This window comes from Pseudomonas syringae CC1557 (assembly GCF_000452705.1).
Taxonomy (GTDB): Bacteria; Pseudomonadota; Gammaproteobacteria; order Pseudomonadales; family Pseudomonadaceae; genus Aquipseudomonas; species Aquipseudomonas syringae_F.
This window is the reverse complement of record NZ_CP007014.1, coordinates 2531094-2554468: the sequence shown is the minus strand read 5'-3', so window position 1 is coordinate 2554468 and position 23375 is coordinate 2531094. Positions and strand designations below refer to the sequence as shown.

General features: G+C 59.5%; 22 protein-coding genes and 1 pseudogene. 12 read left to right on the top strand and 11 right to left on the bottom strand.

The window, feature by feature from the left end:
* Positions 1–26: 26 nt before the first annotated feature.
* Both N018_RS11650 and N018_RS11645 read right to left on the bottom strand, forming a co-directional pair.
* Positions 27–1304 carry an NAD(P)/FAD-dependent oxidoreductase gene (locus N018_RS11650; RefSeq protein ID WP_025389659.1) on the bottom strand — a complete coding sequence of 426 codons (1278 nt, stop codon included), beginning with the start codon at positions 1302–1304 and terminating at the stop codon, positions 27–29.
* Between the two features lie 71 nt (positions 1305–1375).
* Positions 1376–2293 carry a GNAT family N-acetyltransferase gene (locus N018_RS11645; RefSeq protein WP_025389658.1) on the bottom strand — a complete coding sequence of 306 codons (918 nt, stop codon included), beginning with the start codon at positions 2291–2293 and terminating at the stop codon, positions 1376–1378.
* 793 nt (positions 2294–3086) lie between these two features.
* On the opposite strand from N018_RS11645, the gene N018_RS11635 reads away from it, so the two are divergent.
* A complete protein-coding gene (locus tag N018_RS11635; RefSeq protein ID WP_025389656.1) occupies positions 3087–3872 on the top strand; it encodes a DeoR/GlpR family DNA-binding transcription regulator in 786 nt (261 codons plus the stop codon).
* 265 nt (positions 3873–4137) lie between these two features.
* Here N018_RS11635 and N018_RS27395 read toward each other — a convergent pair.
* A pseudogene (locus tag N018_RS27395) lies at positions 4138–4250 on the bottom strand (catechol 1,2-dioxygenase); the annotation flags it as partial.
* A 143-nt stretch (positions 4251–4393) separates the two neighbouring features.
* Between N018_RS27395 and rbsK the strand changes: the two are divergent.
* From rbsK to N018_RS11615, 3 genes are read left to right on the top strand one after another with little or no spacing between them, the layout of a single operon-like run.
* Positions 4394–5320 carry a ribokinase gene (gene rbsK / locus N018_RS11625; RefSeq protein WP_024646311.1) on the top strand — a complete coding sequence of 309 codons (927 nt, stop codon included), beginning with the start codon at positions 4394–4396 and terminating at the stop codon, positions 5318–5320.
* A 29-nt stretch (positions 5321–5349) separates the two neighbouring features.
* Entirely contained in the window at positions 5350–6678 is a 1329-nt protein-coding gene (fucP, locus tag N018_RS11620) for an L-fucose:H+ symporter permease (protein WP_025389654.1), read from the top strand.
* Complete coding sequence (locus tag N018_RS11615) at positions 6678–7745, top strand: aldose 1-epimerase family protein (RefSeq protein WP_025389653.1); 1068 nt, start codon at positions 6678–6680, stop codon at positions 7743–7745. The genes fucP and N018_RS11615 overlap by 1 nt, the downstream gene beginning before the upstream one ends.
* A 5-nt stretch (positions 7746–7750) precedes the next feature.
* On the opposite strand, the gene deoR is transcribed toward N018_RS11615, so the two are convergent.
* Positions 7751–8515, bottom strand: coding sequence for a DNA-binding transcriptional repressor DeoR (deoR, locus tag N018_RS11610; protein ID WP_038401756.1), 765 nt, complete (start codon positions 8513–8515; stop codon positions 7751–7753).
* 108 nt (positions 8516–8623) lie between these two features.
* On the opposite strand from deoR, the gene deoC reads away from it, so the two are divergent.
* Positions 8624–9304 (top strand): deoxyribose-phosphate aldolase, encoded by a 681-nt coding sequence (gene deoC / locus N018_RS11605; RefSeq protein ID WP_025389651.1) that lies wholly within the window; start codon positions 8624–8626, stop codon positions 9302–9304.
* A gap of 33 nt (positions 9305–9337) precedes the next feature.
* On the opposite strand, the gene N018_RS11600 is transcribed toward deoC, so the two are convergent.
* Both N018_RS11600 and N018_RS28280 read right to left on the bottom strand, forming a co-directional pair.
* A complete protein-coding gene (locus N018_RS11600; protein WP_024646316.1) occupies positions 9338–9586 on the bottom strand; it encodes a hypothetical protein in 249 nt (82 codons plus the stop codon).
* A gap of 108 nt (positions 9587–9694) precedes the next feature.
* Positions 9695–9823, bottom strand: a complete 129-nt coding sequence (locus N018_RS28280) for a hypothetical protein (protein ID WP_267872190.1) — start codon at positions 9821–9823, stop codon at positions 9695–9697.
* A gap of 126 nt (positions 9824–9949) precedes the next feature.
* Between N018_RS28280 and N018_RS11595 the strand changes: the two genes are divergently transcribed.
* Both N018_RS11595 and N018_RS11590 read left to right on the top strand, forming a co-directional pair.
* On the top strand, positions 9950–10642 hold the full coding sequence (locus N018_RS11595; protein WP_024646870.1) for a hypothetical protein: 693 nt from the start codon (positions 9950–9952) through the stop codon (positions 10640–10642).
* 81 nt (positions 10643–10723) lie between these two features.
* A complete protein-coding gene (locus tag N018_RS11590) occupies positions 10724–12583 on the top strand; it encodes an ABC transporter ATP-binding protein (RefSeq protein WP_025389650.1) in 1860 nt (619 codons plus the stop codon).
* Positions 12584–12694: 111 nt separating this feature from the next.
* Here N018_RS11590 and N018_RS11585 read toward each other — a convergent pair whose 3' ends face one another.
* A complete protein-coding gene (locus N018_RS11585; RefSeq protein ID WP_025389649.1) occupies positions 12695–13792 on the bottom strand; it encodes an NADH:flavin oxidoreductase in 1098 nt (365 codons plus the stop codon).
* Positions 13793–13930: 138 nt separating this feature from the next.
* Here N018_RS11585 and N018_RS11580 point away from each other — a divergent pair, with 138 nt between their 5' ends.
* The gene (locus N018_RS11580) at positions 13931–14827 is read left to right on the top strand and encodes a LysR family transcriptional regulator (protein ID WP_032632999.1); all 897 of its coding nucleotides are present in this window, start codon (positions 13931–13933) and stop codon (positions 14825–14827) included.
* Positions 14828–14876: 49 nt separating this feature from the next.
* Here the strand turns inward: N018_RS11580 and N018_RS11575 are convergent, their stop codons facing one another.
* Genes N018_RS11575 through N018_RS11560 form a run of 4 tightly spaced genes read right to left on the bottom strand, consistent with a single transcriptional unit; the run spans position 14877 to position 17809 of the window.
* Positions 14877–15749 (bottom strand): transporter substrate-binding domain-containing protein, encoded by an 873-nt coding sequence (locus tag N018_RS11575; protein WP_024646873.1) that lies wholly within the window; start codon positions 15747–15749, stop codon positions 14877–14879.
* Positions 15746–16507 (bottom strand): amino acid ABC transporter ATP-binding protein, encoded by a 762-nt coding sequence (locus N018_RS11570; RefSeq protein WP_025389648.1) that lies wholly within the window; start codon positions 16505–16507, stop codon positions 15746–15748. Before N018_RS11570 ends, N018_RS11575 begins: the two co-directional genes overlap by 4 nt.
* Complete coding sequence (locus N018_RS11565) at positions 16504–17163, bottom strand: amino acid ABC transporter permease (protein ID WP_025389647.1); 660 nt, start codon at positions 17161–17163, stop codon at positions 16504–16506. The genes N018_RS11570 and N018_RS11565 overlap by 4 nt, the downstream gene beginning before the upstream one ends.
* A complete protein-coding gene (locus N018_RS11560; protein ID WP_024646876.1) occupies positions 17144–17809 on the bottom strand; it encodes an amino acid ABC transporter permease in 666 nt (221 codons plus the stop codon). Before N018_RS11560 ends, N018_RS11565 begins: the two co-directional genes overlap by 20 nt.
* Positions 17810–18215: 406 nt before the next feature.
* On the opposite strand from N018_RS11560, the gene N018_RS11555 reads away from it, so the two are divergent.
* From N018_RS11555 to N018_RS11540, 4 genes are read left to right on the top strand one after another with little or no spacing between them, the layout of a single operon-like run.
* Positions 18216–19847 carry an ABC transporter substrate-binding protein gene (locus N018_RS11555; protein WP_025389646.1) on the top strand — a complete coding sequence of 544 codons (1632 nt, stop codon included), beginning with the start codon at positions 18216–18218 and terminating at the stop codon, positions 19845–19847.
* Entirely contained in the window at positions 19844–20794 is a 951-nt protein-coding gene (locus N018_RS11550) for an ABC transporter permease (RefSeq protein ID WP_025389645.1), read from the top strand. The genes N018_RS11555 and N018_RS11550 overlap by 4 nt, the downstream gene beginning before the upstream one ends.
* 4 nt (positions 20795–20798) lie before the next feature.
* Positions 20799–21713: an ABC transporter permease gene (locus N018_RS11545; RefSeq protein ID WP_025389644.1), complete on the top strand. Its 915-nt coding sequence runs from the start codon at positions 20799–20801 to the stop codon at positions 21711–21713.
* Positions 21710–23356, top strand: a complete 1647-nt coding sequence (locus N018_RS11540) for a dipeptide ABC transporter ATP-binding protein (RefSeq protein ID WP_025389643.1) — start codon at positions 21710–21712, stop codon at positions 23354–23356. Before N018_RS11545 ends, N018_RS11540 begins: the two co-directional genes overlap by 4 nt.
* The last annotated feature ends 19 nt before the right edge of the window (positions 23357–23375 follow it).

Below are 23375 nucleotides of genomic sequence, written 5' to 3'. Positions count from 1 at the left end.
CAACAACGGCAGCGTTGCAGTGCGGTTTAACGCACCAAGTCCTGGAACCGATAATAGGCGCCCACCAACGGCAGAAACCATGGATTGCCAAAGTGCCCCGGGATGGCAGGCCAGTTGAAATCCTTCCATGGGTTTAGGTCGGCGCGGCCATCGAGCACCTCGGCCATGATCGCACCCATATAGGTCGCCATATGTGTGCCATGGCCACTGTAACCCATGGAATAGAACAGCCCGTCGTGCTCACCGGCACGGGGTAAGCGGTCGCGCGTCATATCCACCATGCCTCCCCAGCAGTAATCGATGCGTGTACCGCTCAGCTCAGGGAAGATATCGATCAGTGCCTTCTGCAGGATCACGCCACTTTTCATGTCGGATGCTGGGTTCGACGTCGCAAAACGCGCACGCCCACCGAACAACAAGCGATTGTCCGGGGTGATCCGAAAGTAGTTGACGAAGTTTTTCGTATCGGTGTACATGCGCCGACTCGGCACCAGACGGTCAAGCACCTCGGCAGACAACGGCTCGGTGACGATGATAAAAGCGCCCACGGGCACTATGCGTCGGCGGAACCACGCCAGCGGTCCCACTGCGGACGTGCCGGTCGCCAGCAGCACTTGCTTTGCACGCACCTCGCCGCGTGGCGTTTTTACCTGATGCGCGGTGCCTGCGTGACGCGCCAGGCCAAGCACCGGCGCATTTTCATAGATACGTACGCCTCGCCGGGCGGCAGCCTCCGCAAGCCCCTGACCATAGCGACCTACGTGCATGCCGGCACTTTTACCAAAGACCAGGCCACCGAAATAACGATCTGAACCGACTTCGCTGCTCAACTGTTCCCGGGTCAACATGAACGTATCGGGGTCGCATTCTTTTTCCATAAGTGCCTGGGACCGCGCCAGCTTATCGAAATGCTCAGGCTTCGCCGCCAGTTTGAGCTTGCCGACGCGCTTGAAATCGCAGTCGATTCCCTCCTCCGCAATCAGCGATTCGACCTTACTGACGCCGGCGTCAAACGCGCGAAACAACAGGTTCGCACGCTCGCGCCCGATAGCGGTGGACAACGCGTAGTAGTCTTGGGCAAAGCCGTTGTTACACATTCCACCATTGCGTCCGGAAGCTGCGTTGCCGACCAAACCAGCCTCGAACACCGCAACCTTTGCGCCTTTTTTGGCCAGCGCGATGGCGGCGGACAAACCGGTAAACCCGGCGCCGACGACCGCCACATCGACCTCACCGCAGGGCGCATCACGTTCACCCGCTGCGAACCTGGGGGCGGTATCCAGCCAGTAGGGCATCATTTTCATACGCAACCATCCATTATCTGAGGGTGAGTGAGCCGTTCGCGCAATGCAGAATCGGTGAGTGGTTGCCTGCGTCAGCCGATCGACTGGTTGGACAGGGCAAACAAATGCGCATCAGTTTCAGCAGAGCCTGGGGAGGAGCGCGTGGTACGCACCATGGGGGTTGCATGGCCAACGCAAGGCAGACCTAGCTCGGTCAACCAGTGCGACAAGCCACTGCGGTCGGTCACGTCGATGCGAACGAAACGGCCTTGATGAGCTTCCGTAAGTGCGCCGATAAGCGCTTTGGCATCCGGCACCGCCTCTGGCCCACGGGCAACCACCGGGCCGATAACCACGCCACGGCCCCATTCGCGTACACAAGCGTAAGCCAACACGCCGGCACCTCGATCGACGACCAGGATGCTGCCGATGTCGAACAAGTGGCTTAACAACGCGCTGCGGTCCCTGCCTGTGGCCGCCCTGTCCAGCTGTCGCACCGCCTGCTCGTCGCTGGGCTGCATGCTTCGAAGGTGCGAGCCATCGCGGACAAAATGCGCCGCCCGCTCCAGCACCGCCTGATGCTGATGGAGCTGCCCGTGGGCGACGAACCCAAGTCGGGTGTACAGTGCCAAGCCTTCTTGAGTCGAGTTGAGAATCAGCGTTCGCTCGCCCGTGTGCTGCAACACACTGTCCATAAGGGCGCGCCCGATACCCTTACCCTGCATGGCTGCCGAGACAATGATCATGCCCACCGAAGCGTGACTATCGCCCTGCAGCCACCATAGGGCAGTGCCGACCAATTTTCCCTCTACCTCCACGGCGAGACCTGCGCCCAGATCAAAGGCGAAGCACCAGTCAGCCTCCCGATATGGCCACGCCAATGCAGACGAGAGGCCGACCGCCTGCGGTAAATGGTCAGCACGCAATGGCGTTAACCGGGGGGCCGCAGGGCCCGCTGACGCAGCATGCAGGGGCTCGGATGGGGCGGTCTGCTCGGAGTGCTTCAACATAACGAAGGTCCTGTACGAAGGTCCTGTGAGTCAAGCGGTGTGTACGTTTGGAACTGCGCAACATTACCCTCCCAGGCGGACGATTGAAAGCGGTCCGGCAGTGACGCGGTCGGTGAATCACTCGCGCGTCAAGGCTGCGTTTTTGAAATTGGTCAACGCCGGGAGGCGGCACAATTTGGGCAGAATATCTGGACTTATTGCGGAAAAACGCCACCTTCGATTGAGCGTGTAGACGTTATTCCCCTCCCTCTGACAAATTTCGCGATGGGTGTTTCCAATAATGGCCCAACACTTTTGGAACCACACATCAGAGCAAGGTCCTCCGCTCAATGCACTCCTGGCAGGTGCCTTCGACTCACTCTGGGGGCTCCCCTTTTTTCTTCCAGCGAAAAAGCGTGCAAGAGAGCTTCACTACCCGTCTTCTTTCCTGTAAATCCAGTCCATTATGCCCGGTTAGTTTAGTGCTGGAATTTGCAACCTTCCCGTCCAGTACGAAAGCAATCAGTACGGCCTCACCTAGACCAGGGTCTGCCTTAACTTCAGAGACCGTCTTCCCCTCATAATCGGTGCTCGCCTCATTCCTCAAGAGGCCCAAATCGTCAGTCACGGAAAACAATGCGTGATGAGCTGATCCAGCGGGTATTCACCCCCTGCAGGCTTGCGCAGCATGGCTGATCATATTTCGGTATGTGACCCGTTTCCCTGCATACCTTCTGTTGACGGCCTCCCCAATAACCATCATATTTATGCTCGGTTTAGCTCGCTTATGATCGTTTATGCAGGATTCAATACGATGACCTCCCCATTTGAGACGCTTCCCGGTGAACGCCAGCGCTTGATCCAGGAACGCCTGGTTCGCTACGGCCGGGTGATCGCCACTGATTTGGCCGGCGAGTTCCGGGTGTCCGAGCACTCCATAAGACGTGATCTGGGCGTCCTGGCATCTGCGGGCCTGTGCAAGCGGGTATACGGCGGCGCAATCCTGATGCGTGAGTCGGAGGATCCGTTGGAGGTTCGCGTTCTTCAGGACTGGTCGCGCAAGGGCAGTCTTGGGCAGGCTGCGGTCGCGTTTTTGACCGCCGGGCAACATGTATTCATTGACGCAGGTTCAACGAACATGGCGATCGCCTGTGCAATTGACCCGCAGTTGCAGTTGACGGTGACCACCAACTCGCCATTGATTGCCGTCCAGTTGATGAAGCTGCAACGCGTCGAGGTCGTTCTCCTGGGGGGCCGCGTACACCCGGTCACCGGCGGCGTTACAGGTCTGAGGGCCGTCCAGCAGTTGCAGCAGTTCAACTACGACTGTTGCTTTATCGGCGCCTGCGCCATTGACCCTGACAATGGCGTAACGGCCTTTGAACTCGAGGACGCCGACTTCAAACGCGCCGTCGTATCGGCGAGTGGTCAGGTGATTGTCGCTGTAACCAATGAGAAATTGTCCAGCGTCGCCCATTATCAAGTGGCGCAATGTGCCGAAGTCGCAGCGCTGGTTGTTGAACACGACGCTCCACGCGAAAGGCTGGAGCCATTTCTGGCCCGGATCTCCAATGTCGCGACTGCACGAAAAGGTGGCTAGCCCTCCCTGCGGTGACGCACGGATTCAGTGCTGCGAAATCAAGGACTGGTCGTGAGGATTTCCCCGTCTGCAACCGTCCATTTTGAGCAACATGCGGGCCTGATCATTACCCAGGATGGTGCCTGCACCCAACCCTGAGCAGCACCTGCTGACCTGACAATGCAAATAAATCGCGCTTGCTCGCTGTTGTGGCATGTCGGTCAATAAACAGGCTGACCGACACGCCGCAATTCTGAACAATTCCATGCACACATGTTTATCGCGTTCAATCCTCGAGCGCACGAACACGCTGCATGCGCTGCTGCTTTATCGGCGCAGCGGCTACCTGCACTCGAAGTCAAAATCAATCTGCGCAAAGCGCCCTTCCACACCGAAACGCCTGGCCGGCGTTTTGACATCGCAAGCTCACATCAAAAAATAAAGATTGAATCCTCACAAAAAATGTTATTTAAATAACACAAATAGAAGCTGAAATAGAAGCCGTTGAGGCTTCCGTCGGCGCAGTTGAGGTCAAAATAACAATGAGCAAGATTGCAGTCATCGGCAGCAACATGGTCGACCTGATCACTTACATCGAACGCATGCCCGCCCAGGGAGAAACGCTCGAAGCACCAAGTTTTGCCATGGGGTGCGGCGGCAAAGGCGCCAATCAGGCCGCCGCTGCGGCGCTGCTGGGCGCAGACGTGCTGATGCTCAGCAAGGTCGGCGACGATGCTTTCGCCGATACCACGCTGGCCAATTTTCAACGGCTGGGCATTGATACGCGCTTCGTCGAACGGGTGCCGGGCGTGTCGAGCGGCGTGGCGCCGATCTTCGTTCAGGAGAACTCCCACAACAGCATCCTCATCGTCAAAGGCGCCAATGCCCATTTGAGCCCGACCGATATCGACCGCGCCGAGGCGCAGTTGCGCGATTGCGCTTTGATTGTGCTGCAACTGGAAATAGAGCTGGCGACCGTTTACCACGCCATCGCCTTCGCTCACCGGCATGCCATCCCGGTGCTGCTCAATCCGGCCCCTGCTTTGTCCGGTCTGAGTCGCGAGCACCTGGCGCAGCTGGATTTCCTGATCCCCAACGAGAGCGAGCTAGCACTGATCAGCGGCCAGCCGGTGACGTGCGCCGAGGAGGCGGCTCAGGCTGCACGCCAATTGGTCGCGCTGGGCGTACGTCACGTCATCGTCACCCTGGGCGAACAAGGGGCGCTGTACGTCGGCGCCGAAGGCGAGTGGCAGACGCCAGGGGTCAAGGTTAAGGCGCGTGACACCACCGGTGCCGGTGACGCCTTCATTGGCTGCTTCGCCCGGCACTGGAGCCAGGACGGCAATATCCGCCAAGCCATGCACCACGCTGTGGCCTACTCCGCCTGCTCGGTCACCAGCCTCGGCACGCAATCTTCTTATCCCGATGCACCCACGTTTGCGCGATTCCTCAATGCATCGGCCAACTGACACTCACCAGCATCTCGCGGAGAACAATAATGAATAAGCCTGCGCTGCAACAAACCCCGGACGGGTTCTACCTGAACCGCACGCCGTGGTTCGCCTTCCTCCTGCTCTGCAGCATCTTTGCTCTTTGGGCGGCGGCCGCGAGCATGAACGACGTGCTGATCGCGCACTTCAAGAAGGCCTTCCTGCTCAGCGACTTCCAGACCGCTTTCGTACAGTCGGCGTTCTATCTGGGCTACTTTTTCGTCGCCATTCCAGCGGCAATGGTGGTGCGCCGCTTCAGCTACAAGACCACCATCCTCATCGGCCTGATGTTGTACCTGTTCGGCTGCGCCCTGTTCTTTCCGGCAGCGTCGACCGCCAAGTACGGCATGTTCCTGATGGCGCTTTTCGTCATCGCCGCCGGCCTGTCGTTTCTCGAGACCGCGTGCAACACCTATTCGACCCTGATGGGGCCGCGGGAAACCGGCACACGGCGCCTGAACATTTCGCAGACCTTCCACCCATTCGGCGCCATGACCGGGGTGTACGTGGGCAGCTTCGTAATGTTCAAGGACACCGACGCCACGCGCGAACAGTTGACGCAGATGAGCGCCAGCGATGCGGCGGTCCAGCAATTGCAAATGATCCAGTCGACCCTGCTGCCGTACAAGTGGATGATCGCGGTACTCATATTGATGTTCATTCTGATCGCCATCACCCGCTTCCCCGCGTGCAAGGGCAATGGCACGGTCAACGAACCGCGGGCGAGCATCGGTCAGAGCCTCGGCCGTCTGCGGCGCAATCCGCGCTTCTGCTTCGGTGTACTGGCGCAGTTTCTCTACGTGGGCGCGCAGGTCGGGGTATGGAGCTTCACTATTCGCCTGGCCATGCAAATGGGCGGCATGAACGAGCGCAGTGCCTCGTGGTTCCTGCTGACCACCTTTGCCGCCTATTTTATCGGCAAGATGATCGCCAACCTGCTGATGCGCAAAATGCACCCAGCCAAAGTCCTTGCTGTGTATGGCGTGCTGTGCATCGTGCTGCTGGCCTACACCATCCTGGTGCCGAACATCACCGCGGTGTATGCCGCCGTGGGGGTCAGTGTGTTTCTCGGGCCTTGCTGGCCGACCATCTATGGTCTGACCATTGATGGACTCGGCGAGGACACCGGTGTCGGCGGCTCGTTGCTGGTGATGAGCATCGTCGGAGGTGGCGTGATGCCGATCTTCCAGGGCCTGCTCAGCGATGCCAATGGCGGCAACATGCAGATAGCCTATAGCGTGCCGCTGCTGTGCTTCGTGGCCATCGTGATGTACGCAGTGCACTGCATGCGTCAGCCGCAACCAGTGCTGAGTGGCTCGGCCAAGGCGGTGGCGTAATGAGTAGCGAAGCGTTGCGCCTACCGCTCTACCCACAGCTCTGGGACCAGGCTAGCCGACTGCTGCTCGAATCAGCTGATTTCAGCGCGCGTGCCTGGACCTACCCCAGCGGGGTCAAGGCGCTGTCACTGGAAAACAGCCGGGGCAAGCTGGTGATCCTGCCCTGGCAGGGGCAGATGATCTGGTCGGCCGAATTCGACGGCGTTGATTTGACCATGCTCAATATGTTCACCCAGCCGCGACCCAGCGCCAGCGTGATCGGCACTTACGGCTGTTTCATGTTTCACAGCGGCCTGCTGCGCAATGGTTGCCCGGGTCCCGAGGATGATCATGCGCTGCACGGCGAAATGCCCTGCGCGCCCATGGACGATGCCTGGCTGCAAACAGGCGAAGACGAGCACGGCGCTTATCTGCGCCTCGGCGGCACCCATGAATACGTGCAGGGCTTCGGCGACCATTACCGGGCCAGCCCGAGTGTGACCTTGCGACCGGCCAGCGGGCTGTTCGAGATCGGCATGCAGGTGGTCAATCTGGCCGGCAAAGCCATGGACCTGATGTACATGGCGCACATGAACTACGCCTACGTCGAGGGCGCCCGCCTCACCCAACCCCTGGGATGCGAGCGCACACGGGTGCGCACCAGCGTGCCGGCGCATGTGCGGCCGACGCCGGCCTGGAGCGCCTATATCGCCGAACTCAGCCAGAACCCTACCCGCCTCGAGGTGCTCGACTCGCCCACGCTGTATGACCCGGAGATCGTCTGCTTCTTCGACGACGTGCGCAGCGACGCTCAGGGACAGGCGCACTTCTTCCTTGATCATCCCGAAGGCGCAGCGTTCTACACTCGCTACAGCCCCGGGCAATTTGAACATGCTGCGCGCTGGATCTTGCATAACACTGATCAACAGGTGGCGGCCTTCATCTTGCCGGCCACCTGCGAACCGGAGGGCTACCGCGCAGAACTCGCCAAAGGCAACGTGCGCAGCCTCGCGCCCGGTGCCAGCGCCGAGTTCAGCCTGACCACAGGTTACCTGAACGTAGCCGAACGTCGGGCGCTGCAACCGTGATGCTGCTAAAGCACAAGTTGCGCACCGCCCGCCTCGATGGCCTCGCGGTAACTACGCGGGATTTTCTTGTCGCTGACCACGCAATGGAAGTCGCTCAAGGCACCGAAGTGCGCAGTGCGTACGGCGTCGAATTTGGAGTGATCGGCCAGCAGCAGGCTTTGCCGCGCCTGGCGCATGACTTTCTGCTTGACCTCCACCTCGTGGAGATTGAAGCAGGTGACACCGCAATCCAGGCTGACCCCGGCCGCCGAGACAAACGCCCAGGTCAGGCGCACGCCATCGAGAATGCTGGTTTCGGCATGGCTCTCGAACACCTGGTTCTTGCGGTGGAATACCCCACCGCACAGGACGATGCTGCAGTTGGGTTTCTGCTGCAGCTTGAGCAGCACGTTGAGCGAGTTGCACACCGCGGTGAACTCCAGCTCGTCGGGGATGAAGTCGACCACGAAGGGGATCGTCGTGCCACAGTCGAAAAACACCGTGTCGCCGGGCCGGATGAAAGTCGCGGCCAGCTTGCCGATGCGGCGCTTCTCTTCGACGTGGCGGGCGTCCTGCTCGCTGACCCGGTAATCCCCCGGTTCAGGATCATCGTGGGCACGGGTGATATAGCCGCCCAGCAGTCGTAACTGTTCGGGATGCCGGCTGAGGTCGCGACGCAAGGTCATTTCGGACACATCGAGCAGCGCCGCCATTTCCCGCAGATGAATGGCTTTCTGATCTTGCAGAGCCTGTTGAATCTGTTTGATGCGGTCGGTTTTCTTGACGTCCATGGGCATCTCGGCAATCCGTTGGTGGTGTCGCTAGAATAACACCAAGTGTTAATTTTATAACTTATGGGTATCCGCCCAAATATTTTTAATGATGACAGGAATCCCTTGATGAATTCGCTCGAACCCGCTGCACTGGCCCAGGCCATCGATCACACCTTGTTGGCGGCAGATGCCAGCCGAGAGCAGATTGCGACACTTTGCGTTGAAGCCCGAGAACACGGTTTCTACTCGGTGTGCGTTAACTCCAGCCAGGTGCCTTTTGCCGCTCGCCAACTGGCCGGCTCTGCCGTGAAGGTCTGTGCAGTGGTGGGCTTTCCGCTGGGCGCCGGGCTGAGTGCCAGCAAGGCGTCGGAAGCGGCCCTGACGATCGCCGCCGGAGCTCAGGAAATCGACATGGTACTGAACATCGGCTGGCTCAAGGAGGGCCTGTTCGATGAGGTCCGCGACGATATCGCCGCGGTGTTGCAGGCCTGTGGCAAGGTGCCGCTCAAGGTGATCCTGGAAACCTGCCTGCTCGATGAGGCGCAGAAGGTGCGCGCCTGCGAGATCTGCCGCGACCTGCGCGTGGCATTCGTCAAGACCTCCACCGGCTTCAGCCGCAGTGGCGCGACGCTCGAGGATGTGGCGCTGATGCGCCGTGTGGTCGGCCCTGACATCGGCGTCAAGGCGTCTGGCGGAGTACGTGACGTGGCCACGGCCAGAGCGATGATCGAAGCCGGCGCAACACGCCTGGGCACCAGTTCCGGGATTGCGATCGTGACAGGCGCGGGTACGGGAGCGGGCTACTGAGTCTGCGGGCTTTGACAGCAAAGCCCGCTGCACTTAGCTCAGATCGATCACGCCGGTCATGGCCGTGAAATGGCTTTGCTTGTGCTGAACCCTGTCGAGAATCTGCGCCGGGGTCGACTCGCGGAATACCACCATATGCCCGACGTCCTTGCCGCCCTCGGTCACGCGTTCGATATCGTTGATCATCCAGGTGGTCAGCTCTTCGGCAGTAATGCCCAGTTCGGCCGCTACTCGCTGGTGAAGGCGCTCGGCGTCGTATTGATTGAGTTGATCGCTGTTCATGGGGCTGGCTCCTTCAAGGGGGTTTAAGTTCAGTCCCCACGATGGCTCCACAGTTCAATCGCGTTTTAGCGGGCGGCGAACGACCGGTCACTCCGGCTTTGCACCAGCTCACTGCACTTCGGGTATTTGCAAATTTATCTTGCGCCGGAAGGCTTCAGAGAAGTTGTAAGCCTGGAAAGCATTAAGCCCGAAGGCCATCACCATCAGCAGCGGACGGATAATGGCTGATGGAGTCAAGTCAGACCTCCAGCCCAATGGTCCGTGACATCCTCGCGTTGCTCCACTAAATTACGCACCCCCGAAACGCCCTGAGCCTTTCGCGCCTCAAATCTGAAATGCCTCAAATCCAAATAGTGAAATTCAATGCCTGACTCCCAGACCAACCAAGCCCTGACCTCCTCCAAGCTGGAATACGAAAGCGCCATTGGTCTTTCGCAGCACGTGCCGCAGGCCAAGACCATCAGCGAGATGGTGCTTGATGCGTTCCAGACGGCCAAGGAAAGCGAAGAAATCCGCGAGCTGCGTGCCGCCATTCGCCTGGCGCAGGATGAGCACGATGACGACAAAGCCTACGAATTGATGGGCCAACTGAAGCGCCTCAAGGATGCCGAAGCGGCAGACAGCGCGGCACTGGCCGATCTTGGCGCGCAGTTTCCGATCAGCCGGATCCTGTCCAGCTATAAGAACGACCCGGCGTTTCAGGAACTGGTCTACGGCCTGGCGCTCAAGGTGCTGAACCAGACGCATCAGGCGATCAGCAACCCGCATACCGCCAAGGGCAAGACGGCGCGCGCCAAAAAGGAAGCCGAGGTCTATACGATCAGCAAGGACGGCCAGAGTGTCAGCCTGCCATTGCGCACCCCGCGCTCGCAACTGAATGTTGACCGCGAAGCTCTGGAGTTTCTCGGCTTTACCTTTGTTGGTGAAGGCGATGCAGCCGAACTGCAAGAGACAAGCTTTGTCGACAATGAAGGCAGCGAACTGCCGGTAACCCGTAAAAACATCATCACTGCCCTGCAACAAGGCAAGGCGTTCAACGCTTACAGCATTTCGTGATGAATGACCGGCCGCGCCTTAAAAGCCCTCAAAACAGCCTTTAAGTGCCAGAATCTTCACAGGTTCGTTATGGAGATCACCATGCTTCGTGCATTTGAGAAATGGCTCGACCCCTTCCCGCCCGACGAAGTACCGCCGCCGCCCGACGGCCTGACTCGGTTCCTCTGGGCCTGCACGCGGGGTGCCCGCGGGTACATCCTTGCGCTTGCGCTGCTCAGTGCTGGCGTATCGCTCTACGAGGCCTGGCTGTTTTCTTTCCTCGGGCAGGTCGTGGATCTGCTCTCGACCTGGCAGGCCGGTGGCGAGGCGGCCTTGCAGGAGAGCCGCGTACTGTGGAGCATCGGTATTATATTGCTGGCCAGCATTGCGCTGGTGGCGTTGCGCACGATGGTTCAGCATCAGGTGTTGGCAATCAACCTGCCGCTGCGGCTGCGCTGGGATTTCCACCGCCTGATGCTGCGGCAGAGTCTTTCGTTCTTTTCCGATGAGTTCTCCGGCCGGGTCACGACCAAGGTGATGCAGACTGCGCTGTCCGTGCGCGATGTGCTGTTTACCCTCATCGAGATCGCACCCGGGATCGGCGTGTATTTCATCGCAATCATCGCCCTGGCTGGCGGCTTCGACCTGAAGCTGATGCTGCCTTTCATTGCCTGGATCGTGTTGTTCGGGCTGGCCATGCTGTACTTCGTGCCCCGCCTGGGCAAGGTCGGTCAGGAGCAGGCCAATGCGCGGTCATCGATGACCGGGCGTATCTCCGATGCCTACACCAACATCACGACCGTGAAGCTGTTCTCTCACTCGAAACGTGAAGCGCATTTTGCGCGCGCGGCAATGGAAGATTTCAAGCAGACCGGCTTACGCCAGATGCGCCTGGTCAGCCAGTTCGAAATCGTCAATCAGGCATTGGTGGTTGCACTGATCATGGCCGCCGGCGGTTACGCACTGTGGCTGTGGCATCAAGGGCAGGTCGGCACAGGTGCCGTGGCGGCCATTACCGCCATGGCGCTGCGCATCAATGGCATGTCGCACTGGATCATGTGGCAGATGACCTCGTTGTTCGAGAACATCGGCACCGTGCAGGACGGCATGGCAACCCTGACCCGCGGCCCCAAGGTGCAGGATGCGCCCGACGCTACTGCCCTGATCACAACAGGTGGCGCGGTAACCTTCGACAATGTGGGCTTTAACTACAATGGCGAACGTCAGGTACTCGACAACCTCAGCCTGAGCATTCGTGCGGGCGAGAAAATCGGGCTGGTGGGCCGCTCGGGTGCCGGGAAATCCACCCTGATCAATCTGCTGTTGCGCTTCTACGATGTGGACGAAGGTGAGATTCGTATCGATGGGCAAAACATCGCGCATGTCACCCAGGACAGCCTGCGCAGCGCCATCGGCATGGTCACCCAGGACACTTCCCTGCTGCACCGCTCCATCCGTGACAACATCGCCTATGGACGACCCGATGCGACTGATGCGCAAATCCGCAGCGCCGCCGCCAATGCGCAGGCCGATGGGTTCATCAGCCAGTTAAGCGATAAGCAAGGTCATAGCGGCTATGACACGCTGGTGGGTGAGCGCGGTATCAAGCTTTCGGGCGGCCAGCGTCAACGTGTTGCGATTGCCCGGGTGATGCTGAAGAACGCTCCGATCCTGCTGCTTGACGAGGCCACCAGCGCCCTGGATTCGGAGGTCGAAGTGGCCATTCAGGAAAGCCTCGATGAAATGATGCAGGGCAAGACCGTGATTGCCATCGCCCATCGATTGTCCACGATTGCGGCCATGGATCGGCTGATCGTCATGGATGAAGGACGCATCATAGAACAGGGCACCCACGCCGAGCTGCTCGGAAAGAATGGTGTTTACGCACGGCTTTGGCATCACCAGAGCGGCGGTTTTCTGGGCGAGGATCAGGGCGTGGCCGAGCCGGTTGATCAGGCATGAGCACCCGCCTGACACGTATGCTGTCGCCGGGGTAGCGGCTGAGCTCGCCGGGATGCGTCGTTCTCTGTCGGAGTCGCACACCCGGCCAGCGCTGATGCTATTGAGAGACCACTAGCTCAGTTCACTGTCTTTAAGGTTTGCAATCGGCCCGAGGATAGCTGGATCAAAGTCACGGATTGCCTCGCCTTCGAGCAGCAACCGTGGAAGGTCCGGGTTTGCCAGCGCGGCCTTGCCCACTGCGATGAGGTCCGCACCATCGCGATGTGCCTGTTCGGCTTTTTCCGGATCGTGCAACCCGCCATTGGCGATCAGCGCAACACCAGGCGCGTAGCGACGGGCCAAGCTGACCAGGCTGGCGTCACCCTGAGCAAACGCTGGCTGCCAGGCCTCGTGCTCGGTTACATGGATGTAATCGACTCCGGCATCGGCCAGCGCGCTGAAAATAATGTCGGCGTCGCGCTCGCCTCCCGCCCATTTATGCTGAAAATCGTTGACCTTGCCTTGGGAAATACGCACGCCAACCGGTGCCTGCCCGGCGGCCTTTTTTACCTCGGCGATGACATCGAGTGTAAGTCGCAGACGCTGGGCAACATCACCGCCCCATTGATCTGTGCGCTGATTGGTGTAATCGGTCAGAAACTGATCGAGCAGATAGCCGTTCGCGCCATGAATCTCGACACCGTCAAAACCCGCAGTCCCGATAGCCAGTTGCGTGGCACGGACGAACCCCTGAATGACATCGGCGATATCCTTGTCACTCATAGCCCGTGGGACCCGGTAGTGACCTTCGCCGTAATAGAACGCCATTTGTTCGCCTTTCGGGCGAATGGCCGAGGGGCCAGCGGCGTCGTTGACGAAGCGATTGGCCTGACTGAGCGCCCCTGCGTGCATGATCTGCGCAATCACGGCACTGCCATGACGATGAACTGCATCGGTGGTGGTGCGCCATGCCAAGGCTTGCTCGTCGTCGGTGATACCCGGCTGGAACGGGTATCCTTGGGAAAAACTTTGATCGGTGTAGTTTCCCTCGGTGATAATCAGACCGAAACCGCCTTTGGCGAACCGCTCGTAATACCGGGCCATGTTGGGTGTTGCACTGCCCTGCTCAGTCGCGCTGACCCGCGTCATGGGCGCAAGCGCGAACCTGTTCTTCAGTTTCAGATTGCCTATATCGAACGACGCTGAACCCTGTTTGTTTATCTCGCTCATGCTGGAAAACCTCACCGTGCAGATAGCCTGCGATTTGCCCGCAGTCATTGACAGAACCCGCACGACAGTAAGTGCTGAGGCAGCCCATTGGAACCCAGCCGTCCGGATAAGGCGCTTTAACGAAAATGGATAGAATCCATGCAAATTTCTGACATAGAAGTGTTCGCGACTATTGCTTCCAGCAAGAGCCTGTCCGAAGCAGCCCGGCGACTGGGTTTGTCGCCGATGGCGGTTTCCAGACGCTTGGCTTCGCTGGAAAACGACGTGGGTGTGAGGCTGGTTCACCGCACAACCCGCTCGGTGTCGCTGACGCCGGAAGGCGAAGTTTTTCTGCCGCACGCCAAAACGATGCTGGAGGCCAGCGAGACGGCCCGGGCCATGCTGAAAGCGGACGCAGCCTCAGCCAGCGGCGTATTGCGGGTCACTGCGCCAAGCGTATTTGGTCAGACCGTCATCATGCCGCTGCTGCCGGTATTGATGCTGGAAAACCCGGCATTGCGTGTCGACCTGACGCTGTCGGACAGTATCGTCGATATCGCCGGGCTGGGCATCGATGTCGCCATCCGGATTGCCACGATACGCGACTCGGCATTGGTGGCCAGGTCGTTGGCTCCCAACCCTCGAGTGGTGTGTGCAAGCCGCGACTACCTTGCCCGGCGCGGCAAACCGACGTTAGTGGACGACCTCAGAGACCATCAATGCATTGCCTTGCACGCCATGCCTTACTGGCCGTTCACCAGGGACGGCGAGGCTTTGACAATTCGAGCGCAGGGGGCCTTCTCTGCCAACAGTGTCGAAGCTGTTCGCACGGCATGCAAACAGGGCCTGGGGCTGGCCATGCTGACCTATTGGGATGTTCAACAGGAGATACGTGAAGGCAGCCTCCAGCAGATAGACCTCGAAGATGTCATTCCCGAACAGCTATCGATCACCGCTGTGCTGCCCACACGCCAGCGCGTTCCTCAGCGGGTACGCCTGTTCATTGACCGCCTTGAAGCGGAGCTTCAAAAGAAGCACGCAGGCGCAGCCTCGTAAACAAACGAACCGGCATAAGGCCGGTTCGCAGTCCACCGCTGCTATCAAATCACGGCTTCCAGCTTCCGCCCTCGACGATCACCGCATTGGGATCAGTACCTTCAGCCAGTTCAGGGCGAACGTACTGGTCGTAGAGTTTGAGCAGGTATTTCTCTTCACCCAGTCTGGTGAGCTCAGTGTTTACCCAGTCGCGCAGTTCGATGTTGCCTTTCTTGACTGCCGGAGCGATGGGCGCTTCGTCACCGAGCTTCTGCTCCAGTACGCGGTAGCCGGGGTTTTTCTTCGCCCAGCTGAACAGCACCAGATTGTCCTGCGCATAAGCGTCACCACGACCATTGGCCAGCGCTTGCAGCGACTCGGAGTTCTTCTCGAACTTCAGCACTTTCCAGTCCGGGTGATTCTTCGTCAGCCAGATATCAGCCGTGGTGCCAGTGGTGACAATGGTGGTCTTGCTGGCCAGATCATCCAGCGTCTTCACCGGACTGGCCTCCGGCACCAGCGCCTGGACTGCGACACGCAGGTTGGGGTTGGTAAAATCCACTGCCTCGCGGCGCTCCGGAGTGACTGTCATGTTGGCAAGGATCAGGTCGACCTTGTCGCTTTGCAGAAACGGTATGCGGCTGGCGGGCTCCACTACCACGAATTCGACCTTCTTCTCGTCGCCCAACAGGTCCTTGGCAAAACGCTTACCCAAATCGGTGTCGAAGCCGACGTATTGGCCTTGCTCATTGACGAAGCCAAAAGGCGGTTTGTCGCTGAACACGCCGACAATCAGCTTGTCGCGAGCCTTGATGGTTTCAAGGTAACTGGTAGAAGGTGACGGCGCAGCTTTGGCTACCGGCTTCTGTTCGGCCGGCTTGTCGCAGCCGGCCAGCAGGGTAAAGGCGATCAAGGGTAAAACGAGGGCAGTCTTGAAGCTCACGATGCTTTCCTTTTTGGCATGTTTTCCACGTAGGAGAACCTCTCCAGGAACTGCTGCGCGCGTGCGGTCTGCGGGGCGCTGAAGAAAGTTTCGGGGTCGTTCTGTTCCGCGATCAGGCCGCGGTCCATGAACAGAATTCGGTCAGCCACCGCACGGGCGAAGGCCATTTCATGAGTCACGATGAGCATAGTCATGCCGCCTTGTGCGAGGTCGAGAATCACTTCCAGCACTTCCTTGACCATTTCCGGATCAAGGGCGGCGGTGACTTCATCGAACAGCATGACTTTTGGGTTCATGCAAAGCGCACGCACGATGGCGATGCGCTGCTGTTGACCGCCGGACAACTCGCGGGGATAGGCGTCGCGCTTGTCGGCAAGCCCCACCCGCTCCAGTAATGCTTCTGCCTGCTGGCGAGCCTCGACTGCACTGCGTTTCTGGACGCGCAAAGGTCCAAGCAGGATGTTGTCGAGCACAGTCATGTGCGGAAACAGGTGATAGCTCTGAAAGACCATGCCGATCTGCTGCCTGACCAGTTGCCAGTCGGCATTGGCAGGCAGCGCCTTGCCGGCAAAATGCAAAGTGCCTGCGTGGCCCAGTTCCAGGCCGTTGAGACAGCGTAGCAAGGTGCTCTTGCCGCAACCGCTGGGGCCGAGAATCACCACAACCTCGCCCTCTTGCACGCTCAGGTCGATGTTTTGAAGAACTGGCGTATCGCCGAAGTTTTTGCTGAAACCGGACAGCTCGATCAATGTGCTCATGTGTGATTCCAGCGCCGTTCAAGCACACGCGAGGCGGCCGACAGCGGATAACAGATGATGAAAAAGAACAGAAACAGGACGCCGTAGATCAGCACCGATTCATAAGTGCGTTCAATGATCTGCTGGCCCACCTTGGTCACGTCGATGACGCCAATCAGCACCGCAAGCGAGCTGGTCTTGATCAGCCGCGTGTAGACGTTGATCACCGGCGGCGTCAGACGTTTGAGCGCCTGCGGCAAAAGTACCCGTCCATACAACTGGCCCAGACCGAGACCGATCGCCAGGCCTGCTTCGCGTTGCCCGCGCGGGATGGAACGCAGTCCTCCGCGCACCACCTCGCCGACCTCACTGGCACCCCACAGCGACAGCACCAGTACCGCACACCAGAACGCCGGAATGCTCAAGCCAAAGAAGATCGGCAAGCCAAAGAAGAACAGGTACAACCACACCAGCACTGGAATCGCCCGGAATAGCTCCAGATAGGTCCGCAGCGGTATCTCAAGCCAGCGCTTGCCAAGGCTGCGCAATACGCCATAGCAGAGACCGCCAATGCTGCTGAACACGATGGCCAGCAGTGAAATCCCCAGCGTGCGACCCGCCCCGGTGATCAGTTGCGGCGCAGACACCCACAACAGCTCAAGACCCGAACTGGCCATGCTGAAGCCTCCTTTCCAGAACACCGAGCAGCAGCGACAGCGGCAGGAACAACAGCACGCACAGGCCGGTCATGACCGCCAGCATCTCGTAGGTTTTGTAATACAGAGCGATATAGCTTTTGGTGGTGTAGAGAATTTCCGGCACCGCTACGGCAGAAACCACCGTGGTTTCCTTGAGCAGGAAGACAAAGTTGGCGAACAGTGCCGGCAAACTGAGGATGCCCGCCTGCGGCAGAATCACATACCGCAGCAATTGCCAGCGAGACAGGCCAATAGACAATCCAGACTCGATCTGTGCCTTGGGCACCGCTTCAATCCCGGCGCGCAGGATCTCGGTCAGGTAAGCGCCGCCGAGAAACGTCATGGCGATCACCGCCGACGCAAAACCCGAGACGCGAATCCCCAGTGTTGGCAAAGCGAAATAGATGAAGAACAGCTGAATCAGCAATGGCGTGTTACGGGCGAGCTCGACGTATACAGGCACCAGGCGATACAGCACCGGCACGCGGAACATGGCAATTGCTGCATTGATGATCGCCACTGTCAGCGAGGTCAGAATCGCAATAAGCCCCACCTGGAGAGTCACGCCAATGGCTTTGAGGAAGGCAGGCAACGTGGAAATGGCAAAGGCGTAATCGAAGGTCATCGCTGGCCTTCTGGATCAGGGTAAACGGGCAGGAGATACATCGGCTGAGGCCTTGAACTGGCTTTATTACATATAGCTTAACCGTCTGTTTTGTATAAATTTAATACCCGTTTCGCATAAGCATAGAGCGGTAAGGGTAAACGCCCCGCCGGTCGATATGCTCAACACGCCAGGCAACACATATCAAGCAAGCGGCTACAAAATTCAAATAAAGCATAATAAATGACTATATAAATCATAAAAAACTATATTAGCTTAGATGAAAAAATACTTTTACAGCTTCAAATCATAAGAATAGGTTCTTAAAACCAGCTGGAGCGCTGTGCTCGATTTGAAGAGGATTTTTCATGTATCACACTCACCCTTTGCTACTCCCGGACCGACTCGTGTATCGGAGGACAGCGCGATGAACCGGCGCCCTCTTCTTTCGCGCGTGCTATTCGCCACCATCACTGCCATCGCCCTGTTCGGGTGCTCGCCCTCAGGCCAGGACAGTCAGGCCGGCAAGACGCTCAAGGTCACCTTTTTTAGAGACAACACCACGCTGGTCAGCCTGGACCCGTTCCAGGTGTACTGGCTTGAGCACCGGGTGGTGTTGCGTAATGTCGCCGAGTCCCTGACCGATCAGGATCCGCAGACCGGTCACATCATTCCGTGGCTGGCAGAACGTTGGGACGTGAGTGAAAACGCGCTGGAGTACACCTTCCACCTGCGTAAGGACGTAACGTTCAGCAACGGCACGCGTTTCGATGCTCAGGCAGTGAAAACCGCTTACGACGCCGACAAGTCGTTTGCCGCGCAATTGCCTGCGACCTTCGGCGCTACTTACCTGAAAGGCTACGACCACGCAGAGGTGCTGGACGATTTCACCATCAAACTGGTACTGGCCACACCCAATGCTGGCTTCCTGCAAGCCACCTCCACCACCAACCTCGCCATCCTCGCTCCGGAGTCCTACACACTCAGCGTCAAGGAGCGCTCCTTGGGCGCGATCATCGGCACCGGGCCGTTTGTGCTGGAGCGTTACACCCCGGAAAGCGGCCTGCGCCTGACCAAGCGCAAGGGCTATGCCTGGCCCTCGGCCAATGCGCAGAACAAGGGCGAGGCGCATCTGGATGCAGTCGAGGTCAGCTATGTGCCGGAAGAAAGCGTGCGCAACGGCCAGTTCGTGCAGGGCCAGACCGATATTCTCTGGCCGCGCAACCCGTTCTCCGAGGTGGACCTGAACCTGTTCAAATCCAGGGGCGCGACCATTCAGAGCCGTTCGCTGCCAGGGCCGGCCCTGAATCTGTACCCCAACACGCGCGGTAATCGCATCCTGGCTGACCGTAACGTGCGTCTGGCCTTGCAAAAGGCAATCGACCGCAAGACCTACGCAGCCACCGTTTACAACCCGCAATTCCCGGTGGTCTCGGGGATCTTTGACATCACCACGCCGTTTTACAAAAGCCAGGCCGGCAAGCTGGCTTACGACCCGCAAGGTGCGGAGCGTCTGCTTGATGAAGCGGGCTGGCAGAAAAACGCCGACGGCTACCTCTACAAGGACGGCAAACGCCTGAAGCTGGCCTACAACCTGTCACCCGCTGAAACCGCTGGCGATGTTCTGATTCAGGATCAACTGCGCAAGGTCGGCATCGAACTCAAGCTCAATGTTGTGACCACGGCAGAGTGGGCCGCGAACAATGCCTCGGGCAACTACGATCTGACGTCCACCTACATGACCCGCGCCGACCCTATCATTCTGCAGACCATCATCGACCCGCGCAGCGCCAACAGCTCGACACTGGCGACCAACCTCTACGCACCGGAAACACTGCCCAAAGCCCTTGAGTTGTTCGACGCCGGATTGACCGCCACGCGCAGTGAGCAACGCGCAACAGCCTATGGCGAATTGCAGGACCTGCTGATTGATGAAGGTTCGGCGTTCCCGGTCTATGAGCGAGTCTGGCAAGCCGCCACGGCGAAAAACGTGCGCAACTTCCACTGGACCGCCGAAGGTTTTGCGCTGTTCAACGACATCGAGATTGCAGCGCCATGAGCCGCTATATTCTCGGCCGGATCGCCCAGGCGCTGCTGGTGCTCTGGGGCGCGTACAGCATCACCTATTTCATTCTGTATCTGCTGCCCGGCGACACGCTGTCGATCATGCTCAGCGCTTCCGGTGTCGAAATCGACTCACTGTCAGCGCAGGACCTTGCCAAGGCCAAGCTGTATTACGGGCTGGATCGCGGCGTTTTCGAACAGTACTTCGATCTGCTGTGGGGAGCGATGCATGGCGATTTCGGCAATTCACTGACACTCAACCGACCAGTGTCAGAGTTGCTGGTCGAGCGGTTGCCGCACACCCTCAGCCTGGCGGGTCTGGCGATTGTGCTGTCGCTGATCAGCGGGATCGGCCTGGCGTACCTCACCGCCTATGTACGCTGGCAGCCCTTGAAGGTGGCCCTGTCACGGCTGCCGTCGCTAGGCTTCTCGGTGCCGGTGTTCTGGATGGGCCTGCTGTTCATTCAGCTGTTTGCGTTCACGCTGGGCTGGTTCCCGGCCACCGGCAATCAGGGCTTCGCCAGCCTGATACTCCCTGCCGTCACGTTGGCGATCCCCAGCGCTGCGGTGTACGCCCAGGTTCTGCAACGCGGTTTTCAAGGCGTCTGGAAAGAACCCTACATCGTCACCGCCTACGCCAAAGGCCTGAGCCGCGCACAGGTTCAGGCTCGCCATGCGTTCAAGAACGCAGCGCTGCCCTTGTTGACGCTGATCGGTCTGCAAGTCGGCAACACCGTTTCCGGCGCGGTGCTGGTGGAAACCATTTTCGCCCGCTCCGGGGTCGGCCGCCTGGCTCAGGAAGCTGTGCTGCGTCAGGACATTCCGGTGGTTCTGGCCATCGTTGCGGTATCCGCTGCGGCCTTCGTTGTGGTCAACCTGATCGTTGACCTGCTCTACCCCGCGCTTGACCCGCGCATCGCCCACACGCCAAAGGTCTCCTGACGCCATGACCATTTTCGACGACCGCCTTGCACGCCTGACCCGAGCCGTTATCAGCGACAAAAACCTGACCGCGCCATGGCGACGCCGCAGCAGCCTGAGCCGCGCCCTTGAGGCCGCCAGACCGCTGTTGCGCCGACCGGGTTTTCTGCTGGCCATGGCAATCGTGGCCTTTGCACTGCTCGCCGCGCTGGCACCCGGCCTGTTGAGCAGCTACGCACCTTACGCCACCTCGCCCAGCGACAAACTCATCCCGCCGAATGCTGCGCACTGGTTCGGCACCGACGAGTTGGGCCGTGATCTCTACACCCGCGTCGTGCATGGCTCCAGCCTGTCAGTGCAGGCGGCGCTGCTGGCGGTTGGCATTGCCATGGCGGGAGGGCTGAGTCTGGGGGTGATTTCCGGCTTCGCAGGCGGACGCCTGGACGCTGTGATCATGCGCCTTGTCGACGTATTGCTGGCCCTTCCCGGCTTGCTGCTGGCGCTGGCGATTGTCACCGCCATTGGTTTCGGCACCCTCCCGGTAGCCATCGCAGTGGGCGTGGGGATCATTCCCGGTTTCGCTCGCACCACCCGCGCCGAAGTGCTGCGGGTCAAGACGTTGCCCTACGTGGAAGCAGCGCGTCTGGGCGGCGCTAGCTGGACCCGCACCCTGCTGCGACACATTCTGCCCAACGCCTGGGGCCCGGTGGCGGTGCTCGCCACACTGGACTTCGGCGCGGCGATTCTGGCGACAGCCGGACTGAGCTTCCTCGGCTTTGGTGCTGAACCGCCAGCCGCCGAATGGGGCACGCTGATCGCCAACGGCCGGCATTTTCTGATGACTGCGCCTTGGGTTTCGCTACTGCCTGGCCTGTTCGTGGTCGCTGTCGTGTTCAGTTTTAACCACATCGCCCGCACTCTGGAAGAGATTCAACGATGACCGACACCCCGCAACTGATCGACATCCGGCACCTGAGCGTTGCCTATCGTTTCGACGGGCAGGTCAATCAGGCCGTGCGCAACGTTTCGTTTCAGGTCGCCAAGGGCGAAACCGTGGCGATTGTCGGCGAGTCGGGTTCCGGCAAGTCGACGATGGCCAACGCAATCCTCGGCCTGCTACCGGACAACGCGACCATCACCCGTGGCGAACTGCAGGTTGATGGCCACGATCTGAGCCATGCCTCCGAGCGCGAGAAACGCCGGATTCGCGGCAGCGTGATCGGCCTGGTGCCGCAGGACCCGATGGTCAGCCTCAACCCGACCCTGCGCATCGGTCGGCAGATTGCCGAAGCTCTGCTGCAGGCGCATGGCGGGCGTTATTCGACAGTCGATGCCGATGTGCTGGAACTGCTGCAGCACGTCGGCCTGGACAAGCCCGTGTTACGCGCTCGTCAGTACCCGCACGAGCTGTCCGGTGGCATGCGCCAGCGAGTACTGATCGCCATCGCACTGGCTGGTAATCCGCGCCTGATTATCGCCGACGAGCCCACCAGCGCTCTGGACGTCACCGTCCAGCGCAAGATCCTCGACCACTTGCAACGCCTGGTGGCCGAGCGTGGCATTTCCTTGCTGATCATTACCCATGACCTTGGCGTAGCGGCCGACCGCGCTGACCGGGTGCTGGTCATGAACAAAGGCGAGCTGGTTGAACACGGCACGCCCGAGCAGATTCTCGTCAACCCCGGCCATGCCTACACCCGGGCACTGATCGCCGCCGCTCCAGCATTCGGTCAGCGCAAAAGCCCGGTCGTTCCACGCCCGGTTCTGGCCAATGACACGCCATTGCTGACCCTGAGCAACATCAGCAAGACCTACCGTTTGCCCTACGTAAAAGGTGAAAAGGCAGAGTTTCAGGCGTTGCAGGATGTCAGTTTCAAGGTCTTTCCCGGTCAGACCCTGGCCATCGTCGGCGAGTCCGGTTCGGGTAAAAGCACCGCACTGCGCATCGCGCTGGGCCTGGAGAAGCCTACACAAGGACGAGTACTGCTGGAGAATCGCGATGTAACAGACCTCGGCTGGCGTGAATTCAGGCCGTTGCGGCGGCGCATCCAGCTGGTGCAGCAAAACCCGTTCGCCGCCCTGGACCCGCGCTTCACGCTGTTCGAAAGCATCGTCGAGCCCCTGGTATCGTTCGGCCTGCTCAGGGGCCGCGAACTGGAACAGGCTGCGCGCCAGTTGATCGAGCGGGTTCACTTGCCAGTGGCTTATCTGGACCGGCTGCCCCGCGAGCTTTCAGGCGGGCAGCGACAACGCGTTGCGATTGCCCGAGCGCTGGCCTTGCAGCCGGATTTGCTGCTGCTTGATGAACCGGTTTCGGCGCTGGATGTATCGGTGCAGGCACAAATTCTCGACCTGTTGGTCGAGCTGCAAGCCGAGTCAGGCATCGCCTATGTATTGGTGTCCCATGACCTTGCGGTGGTCGCCAGCGTTGCCCATCAAGTGCTGGTGCTCAAGCAGGGCAACACGGTCGAACACGGGCAGGCCAGCGACATTTTCGAGCGACCTGAAGCTGCTTACACCCAGGAGCTGATTGCTGCGATTCCTGGCCGTCGTCTTGAACGTCAAGTATCAGCCCGGCAATAGAAAATTGCGGTTACCCGGC